General features: G+C 70.4%; 20 protein-coding genes. 7 read left to right on the top strand and 13 right to left on the bottom strand.

Annotation, left to right across the window (positions count from 1 at the left end):
* Positions 1-176: 176 nt before the first annotated feature.
* The 3 genes from K8556_RS04420 to K8556_RS04410 form a co-directional block, all read right to left on the bottom strand.
* A complete protein-coding gene (locus tag K8556_RS04420) occupies positions 177-1,097 on the bottom strand; it encodes a Xaa-Pro aminopeptidase (protein ID WP_223738741.1) in 921 nt (306 codons plus the stop codon).
* Between the two features lie 103 nt (positions 1,098-1,200).
* Complete coding sequence (locus tag K8556_RS04415; protein WP_223738740.1) at positions 1,201-1,986, bottom strand: LytTR family DNA-binding domain-containing protein; 786 nt, start codon at positions 1,984-1,986, stop codon at positions 1,201-1,203.
* Positions 1,983-3,035 carry a sensor histidine kinase gene (locus K8556_RS04410; RefSeq protein WP_223738739.1) on the bottom strand — a complete coding sequence of 351 codons (1,053 nt, stop codon included), beginning with the start codon at positions 3,033-3,035 and terminating at the stop codon, positions 1,983-1,985. The genes K8556_RS04415 and K8556_RS04410 overlap by 4 nt, the downstream gene beginning before the upstream one ends.
* Positions 3,036-3,073: 38 nt before the next feature.
* On the opposite strand from K8556_RS04410, the gene K8556_RS04405 reads away from it, so the two are divergent.
* Complete coding sequence (locus K8556_RS04405; protein ID WP_223738738.1) at positions 3,074-4,138, top strand: hypothetical protein; 1,065 nt, start codon at positions 3,074-3,076, stop codon at positions 4,136-4,138.
* A 22-nt stretch (positions 4,139-4,160) separates the two neighbouring features.
* Here the strand turns inward: K8556_RS04405 and K8556_RS04400 are convergent, their stop codons facing one another.
* Together K8556_RS04400 and K8556_RS04395 are read right to left on the bottom strand one after the other, a co-directional pair.
* A complete protein-coding gene (locus K8556_RS04400; RefSeq protein WP_223738737.1) occupies positions 4,161-5,609 on the bottom strand; it encodes an aldehyde dehydrogenase family protein in 1,449 nt (482 codons plus the stop codon).
* Positions 5,610-5,642: 33 nt separating this feature from the next.
* A complete protein-coding gene (locus K8556_RS04395; protein WP_223738736.1) occupies positions 5,643-7,274 on the bottom strand; it encodes an acetolactate synthase large subunit in 1,632 nt (543 codons plus the stop codon).
* 102 nt (positions 7,275-7,376) lie between these two features.
* Here K8556_RS04395 and K8556_RS04390 point away from each other — a divergent pair, with 102 nt between their 5' ends.
* Entirely contained in the window at positions 7,377-8,261 is an 885-nt protein-coding gene (locus K8556_RS04390; RefSeq protein WP_223738735.1) for a LysR substrate-binding domain-containing protein, read from the top strand.
* A gap of 9 nt (positions 8,262-8,270) precedes the next feature.
* Here K8556_RS04390 and K8556_RS04385 read toward each other — a convergent pair whose 3' ends face one another.
* Complete coding sequence (locus tag K8556_RS04385; protein ID WP_223738734.1) at positions 8,271-8,681, bottom strand: MAPEG family protein; 411 nt, start codon at positions 8,679-8,681, stop codon at positions 8,271-8,273.
* Positions 8,682-8,802: 121 nt separating this feature from the next.
* Here K8556_RS04385 and K8556_RS04380 point away from each other — a divergent pair, with 121 nt between their 5' ends.
* Entirely contained in the window at positions 8,803-9,393 is a 591-nt protein-coding gene (locus K8556_RS04380; RefSeq protein ID WP_223738733.1) for a biotin transporter BioY, read from the top strand.
* 144 nt (positions 9,394-9,537) lie between these two features.
* Positions 9,538-11,412, top strand: a complete 1,875-nt coding sequence (locus tag K8556_RS04375; RefSeq protein ID WP_223738732.1) for an SBBP repeat-containing protein — start codon at positions 9,538-9,540, stop codon at positions 11,410-11,412.
* A gap of 33 nt (positions 11,413-11,445) precedes the next feature.
* Here K8556_RS04375 and K8556_RS04370 read toward each other — a convergent pair whose 3' ends face one another.
* Positions 11,446-12,399, bottom strand: coding sequence for a hypothetical protein (locus K8556_RS04370; RefSeq protein ID WP_223738731.1), 954 nt, complete (start codon positions 12,397-12,399; stop codon positions 11,446-11,448).
* A gap of 253 nt (positions 12,400-12,652) precedes the next feature.
* Between K8556_RS04370 and K8556_RS04365 the strand changes: the two genes are divergently transcribed.
* Positions 12,653-13,690 carry a sensor histidine kinase gene (locus K8556_RS04365; RefSeq protein ID WP_223738730.1) on the top strand — a complete coding sequence of 346 codons (1,038 nt, stop codon included), beginning with the start codon at positions 12,653-12,655 and terminating at the stop codon, positions 13,688-13,690.
* On the top strand, positions 13,683-14,504 hold the full coding sequence (locus tag K8556_RS04360; protein ID WP_223738729.1) for a LytTR family DNA-binding domain-containing protein: 822 nt from the start codon (positions 13,683-13,685) through the stop codon (positions 14,502-14,504). The genes K8556_RS04365 and K8556_RS04360 overlap by 8 nt, the downstream gene beginning before the upstream one ends.
* Before the next feature lie 44 nt (positions 14,505-14,548).
* On the opposite strand, the gene K8556_RS04355 is transcribed toward K8556_RS04360, so the two are convergent.
* The 3 genes from K8556_RS04355 to K8556_RS04345 all read right to left on the bottom strand — a co-directional run bounded on the left by K8556_RS04355 (position 14,549) and on the right by K8556_RS04345 (position 17,764).
* Positions 14,549-15,535: a GNAT family N-acetyltransferase gene (locus K8556_RS04355; RefSeq protein ID WP_223738728.1), complete on the bottom strand. Its 987-nt coding sequence runs from the start codon at positions 15,533-15,535 to the stop codon at positions 14,549-14,551.
* A gap of 70 nt (positions 15,536-15,605) precedes the next feature.
* Positions 15,606-16,652 (bottom strand): acyltransferase, encoded by a 1,047-nt coding sequence (locus K8556_RS04350; protein WP_223738727.1) that lies wholly within the window; start codon positions 16,650-16,652, stop codon positions 15,606-15,608.
* A 161-nt stretch (positions 16,653-16,813) separates the two neighbouring features.
* Positions 16,814-17,764, bottom strand: coding sequence for a GNAT family N-acetyltransferase (locus K8556_RS04345; protein ID WP_223738726.1), 951 nt, complete (start codon positions 17,762-17,764; stop codon positions 16,814-16,816).
* Between the two features lie 244 nt (positions 17,765-18,008).
* On the opposite strand from K8556_RS04345, the gene K8556_RS04340 reads away from it, so the two are divergent.
* A complete protein-coding gene (locus K8556_RS04340; protein WP_223738725.1) occupies positions 18,009-19,457 on the top strand; it encodes a M20 family peptidase in 1,449 nt (482 codons plus the stop codon).
* A gap of 11 nt (positions 19,458-19,468) precedes the next feature.
* Here the strand turns inward: K8556_RS04340 and K8556_RS04335 are convergent, their stop codons facing one another.
* The 3 genes from K8556_RS04335 to K8556_RS04325 are packed head-to-tail and all read right to left on the bottom strand — an operon-like array spanning position 19,469 to position 21,395.
* A complete protein-coding gene (locus K8556_RS04335) occupies positions 19,469-20,098 on the bottom strand; it encodes an HAD hydrolase-like protein (RefSeq protein WP_223738724.1) in 630 nt (209 codons plus the stop codon).
* Positions 20,099-20,122: 24 nt separating this feature from the next.
* Positions 20,123-20,695, bottom strand: coding sequence for a tRNA-uridine aminocarboxypropyltransferase (locus tag K8556_RS04330; RefSeq protein ID WP_223738723.1), 573 nt, complete (start codon positions 20,693-20,695; stop codon positions 20,123-20,125).
* A 7-nt stretch (positions 20,696-20,702) separates the two neighbouring features.
* Entirely contained in the window at positions 20,703-21,395 is a 693-nt protein-coding gene (locus K8556_RS04325; RefSeq protein ID WP_223738722.1) for a hypothetical protein, read from the bottom strand.
* Positions 21,396-21,401: the final 6 nt, after the last annotated feature.

Raw genomic sequence — 21,401 nt, 5'->3', positions numbered from 1 at the left:
ATTCGCATGGACAAACGCCGCTCGACATCGAGCATTGGCCGGGCGGCGGGGCAGTCTGGCGAACAATCCTGCACGCCCTATGGGATTGCCGGGGCAATGGAGCGCGCTTTTTCTCATTGCCCGCGACAATCCATTCTCGAAGTCCGACGGTGGCGGGCTCCCGGTCCAGCGGGCCGTCAGCGCCAGAGGCAGCGCGTGTCCAGGTGGTAGAAGTCCGAGGGCACGAACGGGTCCCACGTCTGCCGCACGAAGTAGAGCTGGCTCAGGTCGCGGCTCAGCGTGGGGTGGAACTCGTCCTTCTCCGTGTTCACGCCAGGCCCCAGGTTGGCGGCGGGCGTCCACGTGCCCGCGACGTTGAAGCTCACGTACAGGTCCCCCAGCCCGTAGCCCCCGGGGCGGTTGAGCGAGGCGAAGACGAGCACCCGTCCGTCCGGGGACACCCAGGGGTTGTATTCCCACGTGTCAGCGGTGTTCACCGCGGGGCCCAGGTTCTCCGGCGCGGTGTAGTGAGCGCCCTGGCGCCGGACGCGATACAGCTCGAAGTCCGTGTCGAACGTGCCGCTCGCGAAGTAGACCGTCCCGTCGCGCGTCACGCTGGGGTACAGCTCCTCCCTCGGTGAGTTCACGAGCGGACCCAGGTGCTCGGGCGTTCCCCAGCCGTCGCGGACGCGGTGCACGACCCAGAGGTCGGTGTCCGGGCGCTCGGCGCCTCCGCTCACGGGGCGGGTGGAGGAGAAGAAGAGGGACTGCCCATCCGGAGAGAGGAACGGATCCGAGTCCCGGTACGTGCCCGAGAACGACACCACCTCCCCGGGCCCCCAGTGGCCGTTCTTCAGGCGCGTCACGTGGATGGCCTGGTACGGCGGCGTGTCCGAGTCGACGTGGTAGTACGCCGTCTTCCCATCCGGGGAGAGCGCGAGCCGGTACTCCGAGCGCTCCTCCAGCGAAATCTCCCCCGGCGCGAAGAGGCTGCCCCCCGGCTCGCACCGGGGCTGCGACCCGAACGCGAGCTCCGGCTCCTGGGCACTCGCGGAACCCGACACCGCGGAGACGGCGAGGAGGACGTTCATCGACCACTGCCTGGCGAAACGACGCATGTGCATCTCCTTTGTTGAAGCCACCGTCGCCCGGCGGCGGCGAAGGGGTCCAAGGAGATGTGACGAACCGTGGAGGGTCAGGGACGAACGGTGGAAGGCGGCCTCACGTCGACAGCTCCAGCGCGCGTTGCACCTGCGCGCGGTAGCTGCGGCCCGACGTCAGCCGCGTGCCATCCCGCAGGACGAACACGTACTCACCAGGGGGAAGCGGCTCCACCTCCTCGATGCGGTCCAACCGCACGATGAACGAGCGGTGCGCGCGCAGGAACTGCCCGGGGTCGAGCTTCTCCTCCAGCGCCGCCATCGTCTCGCGCGTGAGGTGCGACTGCTTTCCCACGTGCACGGCGACGTAGTTCCCCTCCGCCGTCAGGTAGTCGATGTCCTCCACCGGGAGGAAGCGCATGCGCCACCCCACCCGGGCCACGAGCCGCGTCACGTAGCGCGCGGGCGCGGCCGAGGGACGGGCGGCGAGCGACTCGAGCCGTTCGAGCAGCGCCGCGTCCAGGGAGGACGGCCCGGTCCGCCGCCGGTCGCGCGCGCGCTCCAGGCTCGCGCGGAAGCGCTCGCGGTCGAAGGGCTTGAGCAGGTAGTCGAGCGCGTTGGCGTCGAACGCCTGCACCGCGAAGTCCCGGTGGGCCGTCACGAAGATGACCGCGGGCGCGGGGCCGGGGGCCAGCGCCCGGAGGACGCCGAAGCCGTCCGGGCCGGGCATCTCCACGTCCAGCAGCACGAGGTCCGGACGCTCGGCCCCGATGGCCGCGATGGCTTCATGGCCATTGCGGCACTCCCCCACCAGGTGCATGTCCGGGGCCTCCGCCAGCAGGTCCTTCAGGCGCTGACGGGCGAGCGGCTCGTCGTCGACGATGAGCACGCGCATGGCGGCGCTCATGGGGAGGGCTCCGTGCGGAAGGGAATGGCGAGCGCCACCGTGGTGCCGCCGCCCACCGCGTCCCGGAGCTCCAGCCGGTGGGCGCCGCCATACAACTGCACCAGTCGCTCGCGGGTGATGCGCAGCCCCCGTCCGCCGCGCACGCCCTGGGAGATGTCCGCCGGGCGCTCCTTGAGGCCGACGCCGTCGTCGCGGACCTCCAGGTGGAGCTCGGGCCCCTGACGCCGGGCGACCAGCGTCACCGTCCCTGGCTCCGACCCCGGAGCGATTCCATGCTGGATGGCGTTCTCCACGAGCGGCTGGAGCACCAGATGCGGGACGTGGGCCCCGAGCGCGTCCCGCGCGATGTCGTGCTTCACCGTGAGCCGGTCCGCGAAGCGCACCCCCTGGATGTCCAGGTAGGGCTGTAGCGCTCGCAGCTCCTCCTGGAGCGACACCTCCTCCGTGCCCGCGGCGTCGAGCGTGCCGCGGAGCAGGTCGCTCAGCCGCGCGATCATCCGCTCGCTCCCGTGCGGGTCGCGGTGCACGAGCGCGGAGATGGAGTTCAGCGTGTTGAAGAGGAAGTGGGGGTGGAGCTGCGCCTTGAGCGCGTGCAACTGCGCTCGGGCCAACTGGGTGTCCCGCAGGTGGAGCAGGTCCGCGTAGTGGACGGCGTGCGCCACGCCGAGCACGGTCAGATAGACGAACGGGTTGGAGAGCAGCGCGTGCTGGAGCACGTCCAGGAAGGGAGGACGCTGCGCGTACCAGCCCACCCAGGGGTCCAGGGAGAAGATCAACGCCGCGCGGATGAACGAGACGGCGAGCGCTCCGGCCACGTGGAGCGCGACCCGCGACGTCACCCGCCGCCGCTCCAGCGGGAAGCGCAGCGCGAACTGGAGGATGGCGATGGTGAGGGGCACCCAGAGGAGGTGCGCCACCATCGACGTGAGCAGCGCATGTCCCCATTCCATCCCACCCACGGAGTGGGATTCGCTCGCGGCCGCCAAGCCGGCCAGCGTCCAGTAGGCGGATGCGACGGCCCATCCCTGCCAGGTTCCGCGACGTGCCATGACGTCGCACTCTACGCCTGGATTATGGTCGGAGCGCCATGTCGATCCTCTACGCGGTGCCTCCCATCGGCAACTCGACCAACGCCCAGAAGGGCCCGACGTGCTGGTACTACGCGGCCAAGATGGTGGCCCGCTGCCATGAGCCATGGCCTCCCCCCGGCCAGAAGTGGATCTCCCTCATCCGGAAGATCAGCACCTTCATCGCCGCCAACAACCAGAACCTGAACAACCTGGGCGATCAGGATCTGTTGCTCGCGCACAAGAACTTCATGGGCTCGTCGATGAACAAGGACAAGGTGCAGGTCAACCCTGCGCTGAGCCAGACGGGGTTCAAGGCGCTGGAGCCCACCTACAAGTGGGATCTCCTGCCGGACTCCCTGTTCAACCCCACGAATGCGAAGCTGGTGCCAACACCCAGCTTCATCCGGCAGCAGGACCTGCCCTTGCCCTCCGGCATCAAGGGCTCCCTCAGCCAGCTTGAAGGCAGGCAGTTCGACGGACTGGACGAAGTCCTCCAGGTCCTGACCGGGCAGCATGACGAAAAGGACATCCGCTTCTACCGCAGCCAGATTGAAAGCAGCTTCGTCGCGACCAAGAAGCACAGCACCCAGGAAGTCGAGGCGTCACTGCAACAATTCATGGAATGGAAGAAGCAGGGTTTCGCCCGCGGCTATCTGCTGACGATGCTGGGCTTCAAGGGTCTGGACAAGCTGACGACGATGTCGATTCTGGGCAGCACCAGCAAACTCGACGTCTTCATGAAAGAGCACGGCCCGCTCTGGTGTGGCTCTCCGCTCAGCATGGGAGCGATCGACAGCACCACGGTACACAACTACACGGGCTCGGTCGGGTTCGCCGCCTACAAGTGCCCGTTGGTCTCGACGACGGGTGCGGCCACGCACGCCATCGCCCTGTGCGGCGTCAGCGTCAAGAAGGACTGCATCTACTACCGCGATCCCAACTTCAGCAGTCACGTCTTCTTCACGGACTTCAATGCGTTCGCGTCTGCCTTCGGGTCGGTCCTCAAGGATCCGAACGTCGGCCTGATGTATTACGTGAAGAACGCCAATGGAGGGACCCAATGCCAGAAGCTGGAGAACTGAGTTCATAGCAGGACGACAGCCTTCAAAAGCCGGTGGGACTGTGCTGACGCAGCACCAGCAGCCGCTCCTCCGTCATGTCCTCGATGGCGTACTTCACGCCCTCGCGGCCCAGCCCGGAGCCCTTCACGCCGCCGTAGGGCATGGTGTCCACCCGGAAGCTGGGCACGTCTCCAACGACGACCCCGCCCACCTCCAGTTCATCCCAGGCCCGCATCGCCTGGGACAGGTCCTGGGTGAAGAGGCCTGCCTGCAATCCGTAACGGCTGTCATTCACCCGGTGCAATGCCTCGTCGAAGTCGCGGAACGGATGGAGCAGCACCACCGGGCCGAAGGCCTCCTCCGCGCACAGCGCCGCGTCCTCCGGCACGCCCTCCAGCACGGTGGCTTCGAGCAGCGCGCCGCGCCGCCCTCCTCCCGTCAACACCCGGGCCCCCCGCTCCACGGCCTGTTGAATCCAGCCCTCCAGCCGCCGCGCCGCGGGCTCGTCAATCAGCGGCCCCAGCGTGGTGGCTTCATCCCGGGGATTGCCCGCGCGCAGGGCCTTCGCCCTCGTGACGAGCCGCTCCTTCAGCGCGTCGTAAACCGACTCGTGCGCGAGTACGCGCTGCACCGAGATGCAGCTCTGCCCCGCCTGGAAGAAGGCTCCCTGGGTGATGCGGTCCGCGACGAAGTCCAGGCGCCCGGCCTGGTCCGCGTCCACCACGCAGGCCGCGTTGCCCCCCAGCTCCAGCACCACCTTCTTGCGCCCGGCGCGGGCCTTCAACTCCCAACCCACCTTCTCCGAGCCGGTGAACGACAGCAGCTTCAGCCGGTCGTCCTCGATGAACGGCCCCACGTCCTCCAGCCGCGTGGGCAGCACGGAGAAGGCGCCTTCGGGCAGCGCCGTCTCCGCGAGCACCTCCGCCATGAGCAGCGCGCTCACCGGCGTGCGGTCCGACGGCTTGAGGACGAAGGGGCAGCCCGCGGCGATGGCGGGCGCCACCTTGTGCGCCACCAGGTTGAGCGGGAAGTTGAACGGCGTGATGAACGAGCACGGCCCCACCGGCACGCGCTGGGTGAAGCCCCGGTAGCCCGCCGTACGCGCTGACACCTCCAGGTTGAGGACCTCGCCGCCGCCGCGCACCGCCTCCTCCGCCGCCGCCTTGAAGGTCTCGATGAGCCGGGTGACCTCCGCCCGCGCGTCACGCAGCGGCTTGCCTGCCTCGATGCAGAGGGCGAGCGCGAACTCCTCTGCCCGCTCCTGGAAGCGGCGCACGCAGTGCTCCAGCACCTGCTGCCGGGCATACGGCGCCAGCTTGCGCATGGGCCCCGTCGCGCGCACCGCCGCGGCGATGGCCTCCTCCACGGCGGCCGCGTCCGCGACGGCCACTCGCGTGACGACCTCCCCTGTGTACTTGTCGGTGACGGGCAGCTCCGCGTTGGGCTGCTGGGGCCGGTTGGCCAGGTAGTACGGGTAGCGCTCAGCCAGCATGGCGTTCCTCTCTTTCACGTGTGTGCCCATGGCTCACGACTCCACCAGGGGACCGGCACCGAGCGCCCGCGCGGTGTCCGTGTAGTCAATGGGCAGGTCAATGACGTGCACGCCGCCCGACTCCAGGCAGCGCGTGAGCGTGGCGCCGAACTCGGTGGCGCTCGCCGGACGGTGGCCTCGTGCGCCGTAGGCCTCCGCGTAGCGGACGAAGTCCGGGTTGCCCAACGTCATCCCGAAGTCCGGCAGGCCCATCTCCTCCTGCTTCCAGCGGATCATCCCGTAACCGTCGTCGCGCACGACAATCACCGTCAGGTCCAGCTTCAGGCGCACCGCCGTCTCCAGCTCCTGCGAGTTCATCATGAACCCGCCGTCACCGCAGACGGCCACCACCTTGCGACGCGGGTGCACCAGCTTCGCGGCGATGGCGGACGGCAGGCCCGCGCCCATCGTCGCGAGCGCGTTGTCGAGCAAGAGCGTGTTGGGCCGGCGGCAGCGGTAGTAGCGGGCGAACCACAGCTTGTACATGCCGTTGTCCAGGCACACGACGCCGTCCTCCGGCATGGCCCGGCGCACCTCCGCGACCAGCCGCGCGGGGTAGATGGGGAAGCGGTCGTCCGCGGCGCCGCTGACGAACTGCGCGTCGAGCCCCGCGCGCGACTTCTCGAAGGGCGTGAAGTCCCAATGCGAGCGCGGGCCCACGCCCTCCGCGATGCGCCACACGGCGTTCGCCAGGTCTCCCGTCACCTGCACCTGCGGGAAGTACACGGGGTCGACCTCCGCCGAGGAGAAGTTCAGGTGGATGACCGTGCGGCGGCCGTCGCGCATGACGAACGGCGGCTTCTCGATGACGTCATGGCCCACGTTGAGGATGCAGTCCGAGGCCTCGATGGCGCGGTGGACGAAGTCGCCGTCCGACAGCGCGGCGGTGCCCATCCACAGCGGATGGGTTTCATCCACCACGCCCTTGCCCATCTGCGTGCTGAAGAAGGGCAGGCCCACGCGGTCCACGAAGGCGCGGAGCATCTCCGACGTCAGCTTGCGGTTGGCCCCCGCGCCAATCATCAACAGCGGACGGCGGGCCGACGCGAGCGCCTCCACCGCCTGGGCGATGGACGCCTCGTCCGCCACCGGCCTGCGCGCGACGCCCGGCGACAGGGGCAGGGCCTCGGAGGACTCGCGCGCCACGTCCTCGGGCAGCTCCAGGTGGGTGGCGCCGGGGCGCTCCTCCTCCGCGCGGCGGAAGGCCTCACGCACCGCCGAGGGCACGTGCTCCGCGGAGACGAGCGTGCGGGTCGACTTGGTGAGCGGCCGCATCATCCCGACGACGTCGACGATCTGGAAGTGCCCCTGCTTGCTCACCTTGATGGGCTTCTGGCCGGTGAGCATCACCATGGGCATGGCGCCAAGCTGCGCGTACGCGGCCGCGGTGACGAGGTTGGTGGCCCCAGGCCCCAGCGTCGCCAGACACACGCCCGCGCGCCCGGTGAGCCGTCCCTGCGTGGCGGCCATGAACCCGGCCGCCTGCTCGTGCCGCGTGACGACCAGCCGCATGCCGGCGGTGCGCATGGACTCCAGCAGGTCCAGGTTCTCCTCGCCGGGGAGTCCGTAGACACAGCGCACGCCCTCCGCTTCGAGCGCCTTCACGAACAGATCCGATGCCTTCATGGGGTGCCCCTCCTTCGGTGACGCGGAAGATGTACCCAGGGGGCTCGATTCGTACATTCGTCTGTTTTCATCGAGCCGATAGATGCCGTCTATGATGGCTCCATGGAGCTTCGACACCTGCGCTACTTCTCCGCCGTCGCGGACGCGCTGCACTTCGGGCGCGCCGCGCGGCGGTTGCACGTCTCCCAGCCCACGCTGTCGCATCAGATCCACCAACTGGAGGAGGAGGTCGGCACCCCGCTCTTCGAGAGGGCTCGCACCGGGGTGCGCCTCACGCAGGCCGGGGAGCTGTTCCGCACCTATGCCTCCCGCGCGCTGGAGGACGTGAACGCGGGCCTGTCCGCGGTGGGCGCGCTGCGCGGACTCGCCACGGGGGCGCTGCGCGTGGGCTATCCCCCGAGCATGCGCGGCCTGGTGGTGCCGGCGCTGGCGGCGGTGCTCCGCAGACATCCGGGGCTGGCGCTGAGCGCGCAGGAGGCCGTGGTCCGGAAGCTGGAGCGGCAGCTCGCGGACGGCAAGCTGGACGTGGGACTGGGCTATGCGCCCGCGCGGCTGGCGGACCTGGACGCGGAGCCCGTCTTCGACAGCCGGCTCGCGCTCGTCGTCGGACGAGGCCATGCGCTGGCGGGCGCGGAGTCCGTGGGGGTGAAGCTGCTCGCGGAGGAGCCGTTCGCGCTCCTGTCACGCGGCCTGCGGGTGCGCGCCCGCGTGGACGCGCACTTCGCGGCGATGCGGTTCGCGCCTCGCATCGCGCTCGAGTCGAACGCGGTGGCCACCGTGCTGGCCATCGTCCGCGCGGGCCTCGCCGTCACGGTGCTTCCGGAGCCGAGGCTCGCGGACGCGGAGCGGCTGGTGGTGAAGCGGCTGTCTCCGGCGCCCCGCTCGGAGCTGGCGGCGCTCCTCTGGCGCAAGGGCGCCCCGCGCACGCCCGCGGCGGAGCTGTTCGCGGCGGAGGTCCGGGCGCGGGCGAAGGAAGACGCGGGTTAGACGAAGGCTTCAGCCCCAGGGCCGCAGCCAGAGCACCCACCCCGCCAGCCCCAGTTGCACGACGAGGGTCAGCACGGCGCCGACCGCCTGGATGGGGCTCGCGCGGAGCATTCCGATGGCGTGCGCCAGGCGTGCCACGAGCAGCGCGCCGCCGAAGACATGGAGCGCCGTCGAGTTCCCGCCGCTCAGCTCCGCCAGCAGCAGCAGGATGAGCGCCAGGGGGACCTGCTCGATGTTGTTGCCATGCGCGCGGATGGCGGCGCTCAGGCCGGCATGTCCGCCGTCGCCCCGGAACACCTTGTGCTGGGTGCGGACCCGGCTGACGTTGGCGGAGAGCGCCAGCGTGAGGAAGGCGTTGAGCGCGGCGTAGAGCGAAGTCACCGGGACCAGGGAGAGCGTGCCGAGCAGGGGATTCGTCAAAGCGAAGGCCTCCGACCACGAGAAGGCCGGGACGGTAGCCGGTTCATGACGCCCGCGCGCGTCCCATGCACCGCGCGGGAAGCCTTGCACCCCGGTGCGTCCTCACCGAGCATCGCGCCCCGTGTCCCCCCTGCCCTCTTCGTCCGCCAGTGTCCTGGCCGACCGCTTCGCGCGCACGCGCGTCCAGGAGGGCGCGCTCGTCCTGGGCGCGGCGCTCGTCACCGCGCTGCTGGCCCAGGTCGCCCTCTCCGTGCCGGGCTCACCGGTGCCGGTCACGGGACAGACGCTCGCGGTCGTCCTCACGGCGGCGGCGCTCGGACCCGGGCGGGGCGTGGCCGCGCAGGCCGCCTATCTCCTGCTGGGCGCGGTGGGGCTGCCCTTCTTCGCGAAGGGCGCCAGCGGCTGGGGCGCGCTCACCGGGCCTACCGGTGGCTTCCTGGTGGGCTTCCTCCCCGCCGCGTTCCTCGTGGGCCTCGCCGCGCGCCACGGATACGACCGGCGGTGGTGGACGGCGGCGCCGCTCTTCCTCGCGGGCCAGCTCCTGGTCCTGACCCTGGGCGTGTGCTGGCTCCAGGTGAAGGCCGGGCTCGACTTCGCCACGGCCTTCCAGAAGGGCTTCCTCCCGTTCATCCCGGGAGGTCTGCTCAAGGCTGTCGTCGCGGGGCTGCTCATGCCCCTCGCCTGGAAGCCCACGCGGCCTCGCGGGGCCTGACGAAGCCCGAGGGCTTCGTCCCGGCTCCGGGCGGTTTCGTCCCGCGCTCCGGCGGTCTCGTCACATAACGCCCGGGCGTCCCAGCGCACGCCGGTATCTCCCCTTGCGCCGTGCGGCGGTCCGCACGGGTCCCAAGGAGACACCGTGAACATCCTCAACACCCTTCGAAGCACCCTTCTCACGGGCGCGCTGGTCCTGGCGTCCACTCCGGGCTGTCAGGGGGAAGCGCCGCCCGACACCGTGCCCATCGTGTCCGAGACCGACACGGGCACCGTCGAGCAGGGGCTCACCTGCGTCAACGCGATGCCCGTCATGACCGGCTCGACGACCCCCGCCGGCGTCGTCACGCGCTCCAGCGCGTACAGCGCGGAGTACGAGGCCTGGAAGGCCTTCGACGCCGCCTCCTCCACGTCGATGTGGATCTCCGCGCGGGGCAACACGCCCGCGTGGATCGGCTACGAGATGCCCACGAACCCCGTGACCATCCATCGCTATGCCATCGTCTTCAACAACGGCTCGACCCTCACCTCGCGCGCCCCGAAGAACTGGACGCTGCAGGCCTGGAACGGCTTGACCTGGGAGGCCATCGATACCCGCACCAACCAGACGAACTGGGCCGGCTACGAGCGGCGTGAGTTCACGCTCGCCGCCCCCGCGACGAACCTCTACTTCCGGCTGAACGTGACGGACGACAACGACGCTCGCACGGGCATCGAGGTCGTCTCCATCCGCCAGTTGGAGCTGATCCACTGCGAGAACACCGTCCCCTACACCCCCGTCACCGCGCTCTGGACGCGGAGCGCGGGCGCCGCGGGGACCTGGGCCCAGGTGCAGGGAATGGCCGGAGACCCGGCCGGACGCTCCTACGCCGCGGGCATCACGGCGGGCGGACTGCTGGGCAACCCGATGGTGGGCCTGATGGACGCCTTCCTCCACGCGCGTGACTGGAACGGCAACGTCCTGTGGTCGAAGCAGATCGGCGTCCCGGGGGGTGTCACCCTGGGTTACGACATCGCGCGCAACAGCACCTGGGAGGAGATGTTCGTGGCGGGCTTCACGAGCGGGTCGCTGGATGGCGCGCCGCTCGTGGGCGAGCGGGATGCCTTCCTGACGAAGTACCGCTACACCGGCGTCCGTCAGTGGACCCGGCAGGTCGGCGCTCCGGGCGTCCTCACGGAGGGCTACGGCACCGCGGTGGATGGGGCCGGCAACTCCTTCCTGGCCGGCACCGCCAATGGCGGCGTGGATGGGAACACGCGCATCGGAACCTTGGACGCCTTCGTCACCAAGTTCGACGCCACGGGCGTCAAGCAGTGGACCCGCCAGTTGGGCAAGGCGGGCGGGAGCACGAACGGGCGCAGGGCCGCGGCCGATGCCTCGGGCAACGTCTACGTCTCCGGGTGGACCAATGCAGGACTGGATGGAAACACCCTCACGGGCGACCAGGACGCCTTCGTCACCAAGTTCGACGCCACGGGCGTGAAGCAGTGGACCCGGCAGCTCGGCTCCCCGGGGAACACGGTCTGGCTGTATGGCTCCGCGACCGATGCCGCGGGCAATGTCTATCTGGCGGGCTACAGCGGCGGCGGGCTGGGTGGGAACCCGAACGGCACGCCCGGCCTGGATGCCTACCTGGCCAAGTACGACAGCGCGGGCACGCTGCTGTGGACCCGGGAGATCGGCTCCAATAGCTGGGTCTGGGGCACCCGGATCTTCATCGACGACACGGGGGTGTACCTGACCGGCCATGGACAGGGGGACGTGGGCAATCCCACCAACACCCTGTCCAGCGTGGCGCACGGCTTCGTCGCGAAGTTCGACACGGCGGGCAACCGGTTGTGGCTGGTGCAGCAGAACGCGGCGACGAACGCGGGGGCCGCGTCGCCCGCCTACAGCAACGGGCTGAACCTGGACGGAGACGGGAACCTCTACCTGGGCGGCTACTTCACCGGCGTCCTCGACGGCAACGCGTCGGCCGGTGACCCGGGCACGTTCGTGTCGAAGCTCCCGGCGCAGTAGTCCCTGGGGGGTGGCGGCGCGACGGTCGTGCCGTCACTCCTCCGCGTCGGCGGGAAGCCCCCTGACGACGGCCCCGGCGCTGACCCGCTGGTCGCCGTCCGGGTCGGACGCCTGGAACTCCGCGAGCAGCTTCCGGGCCTCGGAGTAGCGGCGCAGGCCGACGAGCGCCCGGATCTCCAGGCCTCGCGCGTCCCGGTAGTCATCCAGCTCTCCCGGCGTGGACCCGACTCCGAAGTCCTTCTGGAACGCCCGGCAGGCCGTGAGCGCCTCCTCGTGGAACATCCCCACGGGGACGGTGCAGCGCAGGAGGGCCAGCTTGCGGTGGACGGGGCCGGTGGGCTCACCGCGCTTCTCGCGCTCCGCGATGTCCCGCGCCGCTTGCTGCTCCGCCTTGTGGAGGGTCTCCGCGTTGTCCTTGCGGCACCGCGCTTCGTACTCACGGGTGTGGGCGACGTTGCGCATCTGGAGTTGGACCGAGCTGGCCATGAGGCTGCCCGGATACATCCGCAGGAAGACCTCCCCTTCCTGTGTCATCGGGTCCCACTCCCTCAGGTTCCAAAGGGCCATGATGCGCGTCCAGCGGGCGTGCTCGGCGGGGAGGCGGTCCTCGAAGCGCGGCAGGTCCAGCCGGGCGATGCGCTCCGCGTCGCGGGCCAGCGAGCGCCAGCGCTCCCGGCCCCAGTGGGCATCCAGCAGGCGCAGGGCCGCCTCCGAGCGCTCCAGCGGCGGAAGGGCCTCGTCCTCGATGAGGGCTCGCGTTCGCGCCACCTGCTCCGGAAGGATGGGCAGGGGCAGGGGCTGGCGCTCCGGGAGGGCCGGCTCCGCCGCCGGCGGCGACGTGACTGGGGTGGCGGAGGCAGCGGGAGGCTTCGTGGTGCCACGGAGGAAGACCGCCACGCCAGGCAGCGCGAGGCCGGCGGCCACCAACAGGGCGGTCAGCGCCGTGGACGCGCGGCGCCCTCCGGTGCCCCGGCGGTCGCGGTCCACGACCGGCTCGGCATCCTCCGCGCCTTGGACATGCAACGTGCCGCCGCGGAGTTCGGGCGGGGTGTCCCCGGGGTCTCGGTCTGGAAGGCGTTGCGTCACGGTTCGGGGAAAGCATAACGGAACCCGCTCACGGGCGGCTTCCTCCGCTACGCTGCGAGCCTTGGACGAGAGGAATCAAGGTTCGCGGGAGTCCAACGGGAGCAAGGAGCTTGCCCTCCGTCTGCGTTCGACCGCGAGGGTCTGGGCGCTGGGCATGGCCGCTGGAGTCCTCGGCGCTCTCCCCCACGCGCTGCGCGCCTATGCCGTGGAGCCTCGCGACCTGCTCCTCAAGTTCGCCCTGGAGCTGGTGCCCTACAGCGCGTGGGCGCTGCTCGGGCCGTTGGTGCTGATGGTCTTCCAGCGCGTGCCGCTCGAAAGTCCACACGGGGCGCGCCGGCTGGGAGTGCTGCTGCTGGCCGGCGTGGGCTTCGTCCAGCTTCACCTGCTGCTGCTCTCGCCGGTCCTGGCGGCGCTCCAGGAATGGGACGCGCGCGGCACTTCCTTTCCCCAAGGCCTGTGGGGCCTGCTGCTCGAGCGCGGCGCGGTGGGCTACTTCGAGTACCTGCTCTTCCTCGCGGCCTGGACAGCGCTGCGGACCACGCGGCGGCTGCGCGACCGGGAGCTGGCGCGCTCGCGCCTCGCGCTCCAGCTCGCGGAGTCCCGCTTGCAGGCGCTGCGCTCGCAGCTCGACCCGCACTTCCTCTTCAACACGCTGGACGCGGTGGCGGGGCTGGTCCGCCAGCAGCGCAACCCGGAGGCGGTGGAGGCGCTCGCGGAGCTGGGGCACCTGCTGCGCGCGAGCCTGGAGGGCCAGGGCGACCACCAGGTGCGGCTGGAGGACGAGCTGGAGCTGGTGCGCCGCTTCCTGGGCATCGAGCAGCTCCGGTTCGGCGGGCACCTCTCCATCCAGTTCTCACCGGCGCCGGAAACGCTGAAGGCCCGGGTCCCCGCGCTCATCCTCCAGCCCCTGGTGGAGAACGCCATCAAGCACGGCATCGCCCGTCGCGCGGCCCGGGGCCAGGTCCACGTGCGCTCCGAGCGCCGGGGGGACCGGCTGTTGCTCGAGGTGATGAATGACGGGCCAGGGCTGCGCTCGGGAGGAGTCCGGGGCATGGGCATTGGCGTGAACAACACCCGGGCCCGCATCCAGCAGCTCTACGGCGAGCCGTATGGCCTGGTTTTGGAGGACCTGCCGGAGGGTGGCGTGGTCGCGAGGGTGGAGCTGCCTTTCGAGGAGTCGCGCCATGGGTGAGCCCGGGCGGGGTGGACCGTGGCGCATCCTGGTGGTGGACGACGAGCCGCTGGCCCGGGGCAACGTGACGCACCTGCTGGCCCAGGCGCCCGACGTCACGGCCGTGCAGGAGTGCGAGGGAGGCAAGGACGCCATCGCGGCCATCCTGCGCGAGCGGCCGGACCTCGTCTTCCTGGACGTGCAGATGCCGGGGTGTGACGGCTTCGACGTGCTGCGCGAGGTGGGCGCGGAGCGGATGCCGCCCGTCATCTTCGTGACCGCCTTCGACCGGTACGCGGTGCGTGCCTTTGAAACCCACGCGCTGGACTACCTCCTCAAGCCCTTCAGCGACGCGCGCTTCAAGGACGCGCTGGACCGGGCGCGGCGCCAGCGTGCCCAGGGGAAGGACCGGGAGCTGCTGCGGCACCTGTCCGCGCTGCTCGAACAGCACCACGCTCCACCCGCGCTTCCCGAACCGGCGCGCGTCACCGGGAACGAGCCGGTGGAGCGCATCGCGGTGAAGACGGGCGGCAAGGTGATGCTGATCCCCGTCGACGAGCTGGACTGGTGCGAGGCGGAGGGAAACTACGTCGTGCTCCACGCGGGCACCCGTTCGCCCATGCTCCGCGAGACATTGAACCAGGTGGAGCAGTGGCTGCATCCGCGCCGCTTCGTGCGCATCCATCGCTCGCTGCTGGTCAACGTGGACCGCATCCGCGAACTGGAGCCCGACGTGGACAAGGGCTGGGTCGTGGTGCTGCGCGACGGCACCCGCCTGAGGCTGAGCCCCCAGCGCAAGGCCGCGGTGGAGGCTCTGCTGCGTCAGTCGTTCTGACCCGGTGTCCAACCCGGCCCGGACCCACCCTGCGTCTCCCGCGGTCAGCCCCGAGGCGCGCGATACGCCGGGAAGAAGCCCGTGTCGGCTCGGCCCGCCGAGAGGCGCGCATACGCCGAGGGTTCGCAGATGACCTCGTGGGTGTGGAGGCGGGAGCTCGAGTTCGCGAAGCTCCGCTTGAACTGCTCCAGGCCGTCACCCGGCCGCACGCCGCCGCCCAGGTGCAGCGGGAGCCCCAGTTGGAGGCTGAGCTCCACCATGGCTCCGAAGACCGTGTTCTTGGCCGGAGAGCGCGACAAGTGCGCGTTCGCCGTCCCGCCCAGGTAGTAGTGCAGCACGCTGTCACTGGCGACCGCCACCCCCGAGGAGGCGATGCCGCCGTCCGGCGCCCGCGTCGTCACCAGCCAGGCCACGGCGGAGGCGAACATGTCCTCGAAGTACGCGTCGGAGAAGAAGTACCGCGCCTGCGCCTCGTCGCGGACCATGGTCTGCCGGTAGACGTCCTTGAAGCCCTCGCGCTCCTCGTGCGAGGCCTCGCGCGCCGGAGCGCAGGTGCTCACGTAGCCCAGCCGCGTGTTGCGCCGCATCTGCCGGCGGGCCTCCGCCTGGAACTCGATGGGGCGCTGGGAGTCGATGAAGAACACCTCGTTGCGCTCCGTCCCGCCCGCGAAGCAGCGGGGCCCGGAGACGCGGTCGCGCACGAAGAGGCTCACGAGCTCCGTCCCCGTCCAGTCCACGGCGTCCTTCGAGACGTCGCTCAAGCCGTCCAGCCGCCCCCCGGGGAAGCCATACGGGGAGATGGCGTCGCGGTAGGGCGTTCCCTCGATGGGCCGCACGACGAGCGGCACCCGCAGCGCGCGCCCCTCGCCATCCTCGATGACCAGCGTGTGCGTCACCCGTTCGGCCCGCAGGTGGTGGGCGGAACGGAAGTAGTCCTCCGACAGGGCGGACCTCCCCGCGTCAGGCACCAGGACGGCACGGCAGGGCTTCCGGCTCGGAGACCTCGGTCTCAAGGCTTCGGGTGGGGTCATTCGAGCGCATCCTTTCCATGAGCGAGGCAGGGCACGCGGCTCCCGGCACCTGCACGGGGCGCGGAGGCCCTCAGGTGGGGTGTGACGGGATCGCCGCACGGGCGCCTGCCTTCCGCCGCCACTGACGGAAGGCACGCAACGCGGGCTGCTCGACCCGGTAGGTGATGACGATGGCCAGCAGGAGCCCGACCCCCATCGCGACCGCGATGGCGGCCTCGGGGCGCCAGGCCGCGGCCTCGAGCCGCCGGATGATGACGTACCCGATGTTCTGGTGGACCAGGTAGAACGGATAGGAGATGAACCCCATGAAGAGCAGCGGGCGCCAGGTGAGCCAGCGCAGCCAGCCGCGGGACAACGCGTAGGACAGGCCCAGCACCACCGGGAACACGGCGGCGGGCGCCTCGCTCCCCACGAGCACCTCGTGAGCGAAGCTGACGGCCACGAGCACCAGCGCGGACGGCGGGGAGACCTCGCCGCGGCCCAGCTTGAAGGCCAGCACGCCCAGCGCGAAGTACTGCAGGTGCGGCCGGCTCGCGAGCCGCGCCAGGAAGGTCATGCCCAGGGCCTGGGCGGCCAGCTCCGCCAGGGTCTGCATCACGACGAGCACGATGAAGATGGGGATGATCCTGGGCAGCGTCCGCGTGTACGCGAGCACGAACATCAACAGGTAGAACGACAGCTCGATGGTCAGCGTCCAGTACACGGTGTCCACGTGCGGGACGCGGAGGAGCTCGTGAAACATGGTCAGGTTGACCAGGGCCGTCTGGAGGCTGAACTCACGCTCCGGCAGCCCGAACAGGGTCACCACCGTGAAGGTGAGCGCGACGGCCGTCCAATAGGACGGGTAGAGCCGGGCCGCGCGGCTCCACACGAAGTCCCGGACCCGCTCGACGCGCTCCAACGACATCAGGATGACGAAGCCGCTGATGGCGAAGAAGAGCTGGACCCCATACTTCCCGAAGCGCATCTCCCAGAGGGGAACGGTGTGCCCGTAGAGGTCGCTGTATTCCGCGGTGAAGTGATACATCGCGACCGCCAGCGCCGCGAAGCCCCGGAGTGCGTCCAGCTCCACCAGCCGCGGCGGATTCGCCTCTGGGGCGGCAGAGATGTGAGTCATCTGGGGGCACCCTTCCTGGACCTCTCCGGTCAGCGTTCGGAGCGAGTCGAACGGTAGATGTCTCACGGCTTTCCCACCATGCGCCTTGGGGTCAATGCCATGTGTCACGTCTTGCGCAGGTGCCGGCCCTGCTGGCCGAGGGTGGCAATGCGACATGCCCATCAGCCCCGGGGCGCGCGGTAGGAGGGAAAGAAGTCGCTGCCGGTGTGACCTTCCGACAGGCGGGCATACACCGACGGCTCGCAGATCAGCTCATGGGTGAGGAGGCGGGAACTCGCGTTGGACAGACTCCGTTTGAACTGCTCGAGGCTGTCACCCGGCCGGATGCCTCCGCCCAGGTGGAGCGGGACGCCGAGCCGCGAGCAGAGCTCCGCCAGCATTCCAAAGACATTCTTCGCCGGAGAGCGCGCCAGGTGCGCATCCACCGTTCCGCCCAGGTAGTAGTGCAGCATGCCGTCGCTGTGGACACACAGCGCGGAGGAGGCCACGCCCCCTTGCGGCGCGTGCGCCGTCACCAGCCAGGCGCACGGCGACAGGAACAGCTCGTCGAAGTAGGCGTCGGAGAAGAAGTAGCGGGGGCTTGCCTTCTCACGGAGCATGGTCTGCCGGTAGGCCGCCTGGAATCCCTCCCGCTCCTCGCGCGGCGCGCTTCGCGCCTGGGACGCGGTGCTCACGAAGCCCAGCCGCGTGTTGCGCCGGATGTGCCGGTAGTGCATCTCCCGGAACGCCACCGGCAGGCGCGGGTCGATGAAGAACACCTCGTTGCGCTCCGTCCCGCCCGCGAAGCAGCGGGGCCCGGAGACGCGGTCGCGCACGAAGATGCTGACCAGCTCCGTTCCCGTCCAATCCACGGCGTCCTTCGAGACGTCGCTCAACCCGTCGAGCGCGCCGCCGGGAAAGCCATACGGGGAGATGGCGTCGCGGTAGGGCGTGCCCTCGATGGGCCGCACGATGAGCGGCACCCGCAGCGCGCGCGCCTCGCCGTCCTCGATGACCAGCGTATGCGTCACCTGTTCGGCTCGCAGGTGGTGCGCGGAGCGGAAGTAGTCCTCGGACAACGCCAACGCCCCCTGGTCAGGGACGAGCACGGCCCTCGTTCGCGGCATCCGCATGGCTGTGCCCCCTCCGCCTGTGGCATCACGAATGTATTTCGTTTTGTTACGGGCTTTCGCGTTGCAGAGTAGCGTTCCCGCCCCTGCGCTGGAGCCGCCCACGGGGGCATCCCGGATGTTGGGATTCAGGCTGTGATGCGCCGGGGCCTCGCCCTGCCGTCGTGGTGTCAGGTTCTACCGGCGGGCGTGCCATGCCCCACCTGCTGCTACGCTCGGCGGCGACCTCTCCGGGAACCGTCAATTGATGAAGCGCGTCCTCCTCGCCCTGCCCATCGTCGTCCTGCTGCTCGGGGGCGTCCTCGTCGTGCGCACGCTGCGCTTCGGTTCACGGCAGGTGGCCGCCGAGCCCGCCGAGCCCTTCACGGTGGATGCCGCCGGAGCCGCGGACCGCCTCGCGGAGGCGCTGCGTCACCGCACCATCGCCGCCTCCGACGGCACGGGCGCGGAGGACGCCGCCTTCCAGGCGCTGCACGCCGGGCTCGTCGCCCGGTATCCCCGCGTGCACGCGGAGCTCGCGCACGAGGCCGTGGGCGCGCATGCCCATCTCTATACGTGGAAGGGTTCGGAGCCCGGCCTTCGCCCGGTGTTGCTGATGGGCCACCTGGACGTGGTGCCCGCGGAGGCGGAGGCCACCTGGAGCCACCCGCCCTTCGCGGGCGTCGTGGCGGAGGGCTACGTGTACGGGCGCGGGACGCTGGACGACAAGGGCAGCGTGCTCGCCATCCTCGAGGCCGTGGAGGGCCTGCTCGCCGAGGGCTACCGCCCCCGCCGCACGGTGATGCTCGCGTTCGGCGCGGACGAGGAGGTGGGCGGTCACGACGGGGCCGAGCGCGTGGCCGCGCTGCTGCGTGAGCGGGGCGTGGGCCTGGAGTCGGTGCTGGACGAGGGAGGCCCCATCGGCGTGGGGCTCGTGCCGGGCGTGGCCGCGCCGGTGGCGCTGGTGGGCGTGGCGGAGAAGGGCTCGGCGCGCGTGGAGCTGGTGGTGCGCAGCGCGGGCGGACACGCGTCCATGCCGCCCCCGCAGACCGCCGCGAACACCCTGGCCCGGGCGCTCGTGCGGCTGGAGGAGAACCCGTTCAAGTCCGAGCTGCGCGGCGGGACGCGGTCGCTCTTCGAGTACGTGGGGCCGGAGATGGGCTTCGGCATGCGCCTGCTCTTCGCCAACACCTGGCTCTTCGCGCCCCTCATCGAGCGGCAGATGGCGGCGGCGCCCTCCACGAACGCCAGCATCCGCACCACCTTCGCGGCCACCATGCTGGAGGGCAGCCCCAAGCCCAACGTGATGCCCTCGCAGGCGCGCGCGGTGCTCAACGTCCGCCTGCTGCCGGGCGACAGCCTGGAGGACGTGCGAGCCCACGTGCGCGACGTGGTGGATGACGCGCGCGTGGAGCTGACCGCCGAGGGCTACGAGGCCTCGCCGGTGTCGAGCCTGGACACGGAGGGCTGGAGGCAGTTGCAGCGCAGCATCCGGCAGGTGTTCCCGGACGTGCTGGTGGCGCCCTTCCTCACCGTGGCGGCCACCGACGCGCGCTACTTCCATCCCCTGAGCGACAGCGTCTACCGCTTCGTGCCGGTGCGGATGACGCGAGAGGACCTCACGCGGATGCACGGCCGCGACGAGCGGCTCTCCGTGGAGGAGCACGCCGCCGCCATCCGCTTCTATGCGCAGTACCTGCGCAACACCACGCGCTGAGCGGGCGCGCCCTACGCAGTGACGACTTGCAGCAGCTCGTCCAGGCGGGTGAGGACGACCGTGGGCGCGCGTGAGCGCAGGAGCGCCTCCGTCGCGTAGCCCCACGTCACCGCGGCGGTGGCGATGCCCTCGGCCGCCGCGGCCTCGATGTCGCGCGCCTCGTCGCCCACGGAGAGGGCCTCGCCGGGCCGCACGCCCGCGGCCTTCAGCACCTGCCGGAACTTCGCCCGCTTGCCGAAGATGCCCGCGCCGCAGGCGTAGTGGCGGATGCGCGCGGACGCCACCGGCCCCAGCACGCGCCGCACGTTCTGCTCCGCGTTGGAGCTCACCACGGCCAGGGTGAGGCCCCGCGACTCCAGTTGCTCCAGCATCGCCTCCACGCCCGGGAAGGTCGGGATGCGGTGCGCGTCACGCGCGACGAGCTTGCGCATGTGGGCGGCGATGAAGGGCAGCTTCCACATGGGCACGCCGAGCCGCGCGATGATGGCCCGGCTGTCCTGCCCGCGCAGCGCCTCCAGCTCCTCCGCGCTGACGCTGCGAAAGCCGTAGCGCCGTGCCACGTCGTTGAAGATGCCGCGAAACCAGTCCGCGCTGTCCGCGAGCGTCCCGTCGAAGTCGAAGATGATCAGCCGGTATCCCATGGGGGCGCGCTCTCTTCCCAGGCCTCAGTTCAGCGTCCCGCAGTCCGCGATGCGCTGGACCCGGAGCGCGGCCAGCCTCGCCAGCGGCGCCGCCACCTCCGGGCCTTCCAACAAGGCCACGGCGCGGGCCACGGCGTCCAGGGTGGACATTCCGGCGGGGTGCGAGGGCTCGCGAAGCCTCAGCAGGCCGGGCTCCGGCGGAGGCAGCACCAGCCGGGGCAGCGCCCGCAGCTCGGGGAGCCGCTGGGTCATCCGCCGCGCCTGCGACCAGTTCGCGTCCAGCACCACCACCTGCCTGGGAGGAGGCGCGTCCGGCGGCGCGGTGGGGCCGTCCGGGAAGAGCAACCAGGTCCCCGGCTCGTGGAGGATCTCCAGGTCGAAGGTCTCCGCCATGGAGCCGTGGATGAGCAGCTTCGCGTTCGCGAGGGCGAGCGCGGCCACGCCTCCGGTGTTGCTCCGCTTCGACACCTCCATCACGTGCTGGAGGAAGACGAAGCGGGTCCGGGTCTCCACCCGGGGAACCTCCGCGCACAGGCACAGGTGTTTCGCCAGGTTGCAACGCGAACAACGGGGTGGACGGGCAGCGCGGGGAGGCATCCTCCCGTCATCCTGTGCCGGTCTCCGCGTGAAGAGAAGGACTCGTTGCCGGGCCGGCGGCCGCCGGGCCCTGCTTCTCGCGCCGCGCCAGCTCCATGGCGCCCAGGAAGCCCTTCACGAGCACCGAGAAGATGAAGACGCGGATCACGAGCCACGTCATGGTGGACAGCCCCACCCCCTTCGGGGACGTCAGCTTCATGAAGGCCGTGTAGAGGGTGTCCGCGGAGAGGATGAGGATGGCCACCAGCGGCGCCACCCTTGAGCGCTTGAACATGAAGAAGCCCAGGACGGCAACGACGCCTCCGTAGATGAGGTTGAGCAGGAGGCCAGGGAGCGTCTTCTCCACTTCGTCCGTCACGACGAACAAGACCATCACGGCCGCCGTGGTGAAGGCCGCCATCCCGTAGAGCATGTATGTCGCGGAGCGGACCAGCGAGCCGGGGTCCGACGCGCTGTCAGGCAGCGGCACGCCGTCGCGCTTCACCCTCAGCTCCGTCGCGACGACATGGACGAGCTGGACATGCAGCACGCTCCCGTCCGGGAGCGTGAACTCCACCCCCTGCTCCAGTTGGAGCGGGTCCTCCACCGAGCCCACTGGCTGATCATCCAGCTCGATCCGCAGGTCCCGCCAGCCAGCCCCCCAGAACAACTCCAGGTTCCGGGGCCCGCCCTCTTCCAATGCCAGCTTCAACACGCCCATCGAGGA

The sequence above is a fragment of the Corallococcus sp. AS-1-12 genome (assembly GCF_020036995.1).
Taxonomy (GTDB): domain Bacteria; phylum Myxococcota; class Myxococcia; order Myxococcales; family Myxococcaceae; genus Corallococcus.
Note: the sequence above shows the minus strand (reverse complement) of the source record. Positions and strands in the feature narration are given on the sequence as shown.

Coding starts and splice junctions, on each gene's coding strand:
- K8556_RS04325 (WP_223738722.1), bottom strand. CDS start 21,395: ATGGGCGTGTTGAAGCTGGCATTGGAAGAGGGCGGGCCCCGGAACCTG.
- K8556_RS04410 (WP_223738739.1), bottom strand. CDS start 3,035: ATGGCACGTCGCGGAACCTGGCAGGGATGGGCCGTCGCATCCGCCTAC.
- K8556_RS04345 (WP_223738726.1), bottom strand. CDS start 17,764: ATGCGGATGCCGCGAACGAGGGCCGTGCTCGTCCCTGACCAGGGGGCG.
- K8556_RS04395 (WP_223738736.1), bottom strand. CDS start 7,274: ATGAAGGCATCGGATCTGTTCGTGAAGGCGCTCGAAGCGGAGGGCGTG.
- K8556_RS04400 (WP_223738737.1), bottom strand. CDS start 5,609: ATGCTGGCTGAGCGCTACCCGTACTACCTGGCCAACCGGCCCCAGCAG.
- K8556_RS04390 (WP_223738735.1), top strand. CDS start 7,377: ATGGAGCTTCGACACCTGCGCTACTTCTCCGCCGTCGCGGACGCGCTG.
- K8556_RS04330 (WP_223738723.1), bottom strand. CDS start 20,695: ATGCCTCCCCGCGCTGCCCGTCCACCCCGTTGTTCGCGTTGCAACCTG.
- K8556_RS04405 (WP_223738738.1), top strand. CDS start 3,074: ATGTCGATCCTCTACGCGGTGCCTCCCATCGGCAACTCGACCAACGCC.
- K8556_RS04360 (WP_223738729.1), top strand. CDS start 13,683: ATGGGTGAGCCCGGGCGGGGTGGACCGTGGCGCATCCTGGTGGTGGAC.
- K8556_RS04340 (WP_223738725.1), top strand. CDS start 18,009: ATGAAGCGCGTCCTCCTCGCCCTGCCCATCGTCGTCCTGCTGCTCGGG.
- K8556_RS04420 (WP_223738741.1), bottom strand. CDS start 1,097: ATGCGTCGTTTCGCCAGGCAGTGGTCGATGAACGTCCTCCTCGCCGTC.
- K8556_RS04415 (WP_223738740.1), bottom strand. CDS start 1,986: ATGAGCGCCGCCATGCGCGTGCTCATCGTCGACGACGAGCCGCTCGCC.
- K8556_RS04355 (WP_223738728.1), bottom strand. CDS start 15,535: ATGACCCCACCCGAAGCCTTGAGACCGAGGTCTCCGAGCCGGAAGCCC.
- K8556_RS04335 (WP_223738724.1), bottom strand. CDS start 20,098: ATGGGATACCGGCTGATCATCTTCGACTTCGACGGGACGCTCGCGGAC.
- K8556_RS04350 (WP_223738727.1), bottom strand. CDS start 16,652: ATGACTCACATCTCTGCCGCCCCAGAGGCGAATCCGCCGCGGCTGGTG.
- K8556_RS04365 (WP_223738730.1), top strand. CDS start 12,653: ATGGCCGCTGGAGTCCTCGGCGCTCTCCCCCACGCGCTGCGCGCCTAT.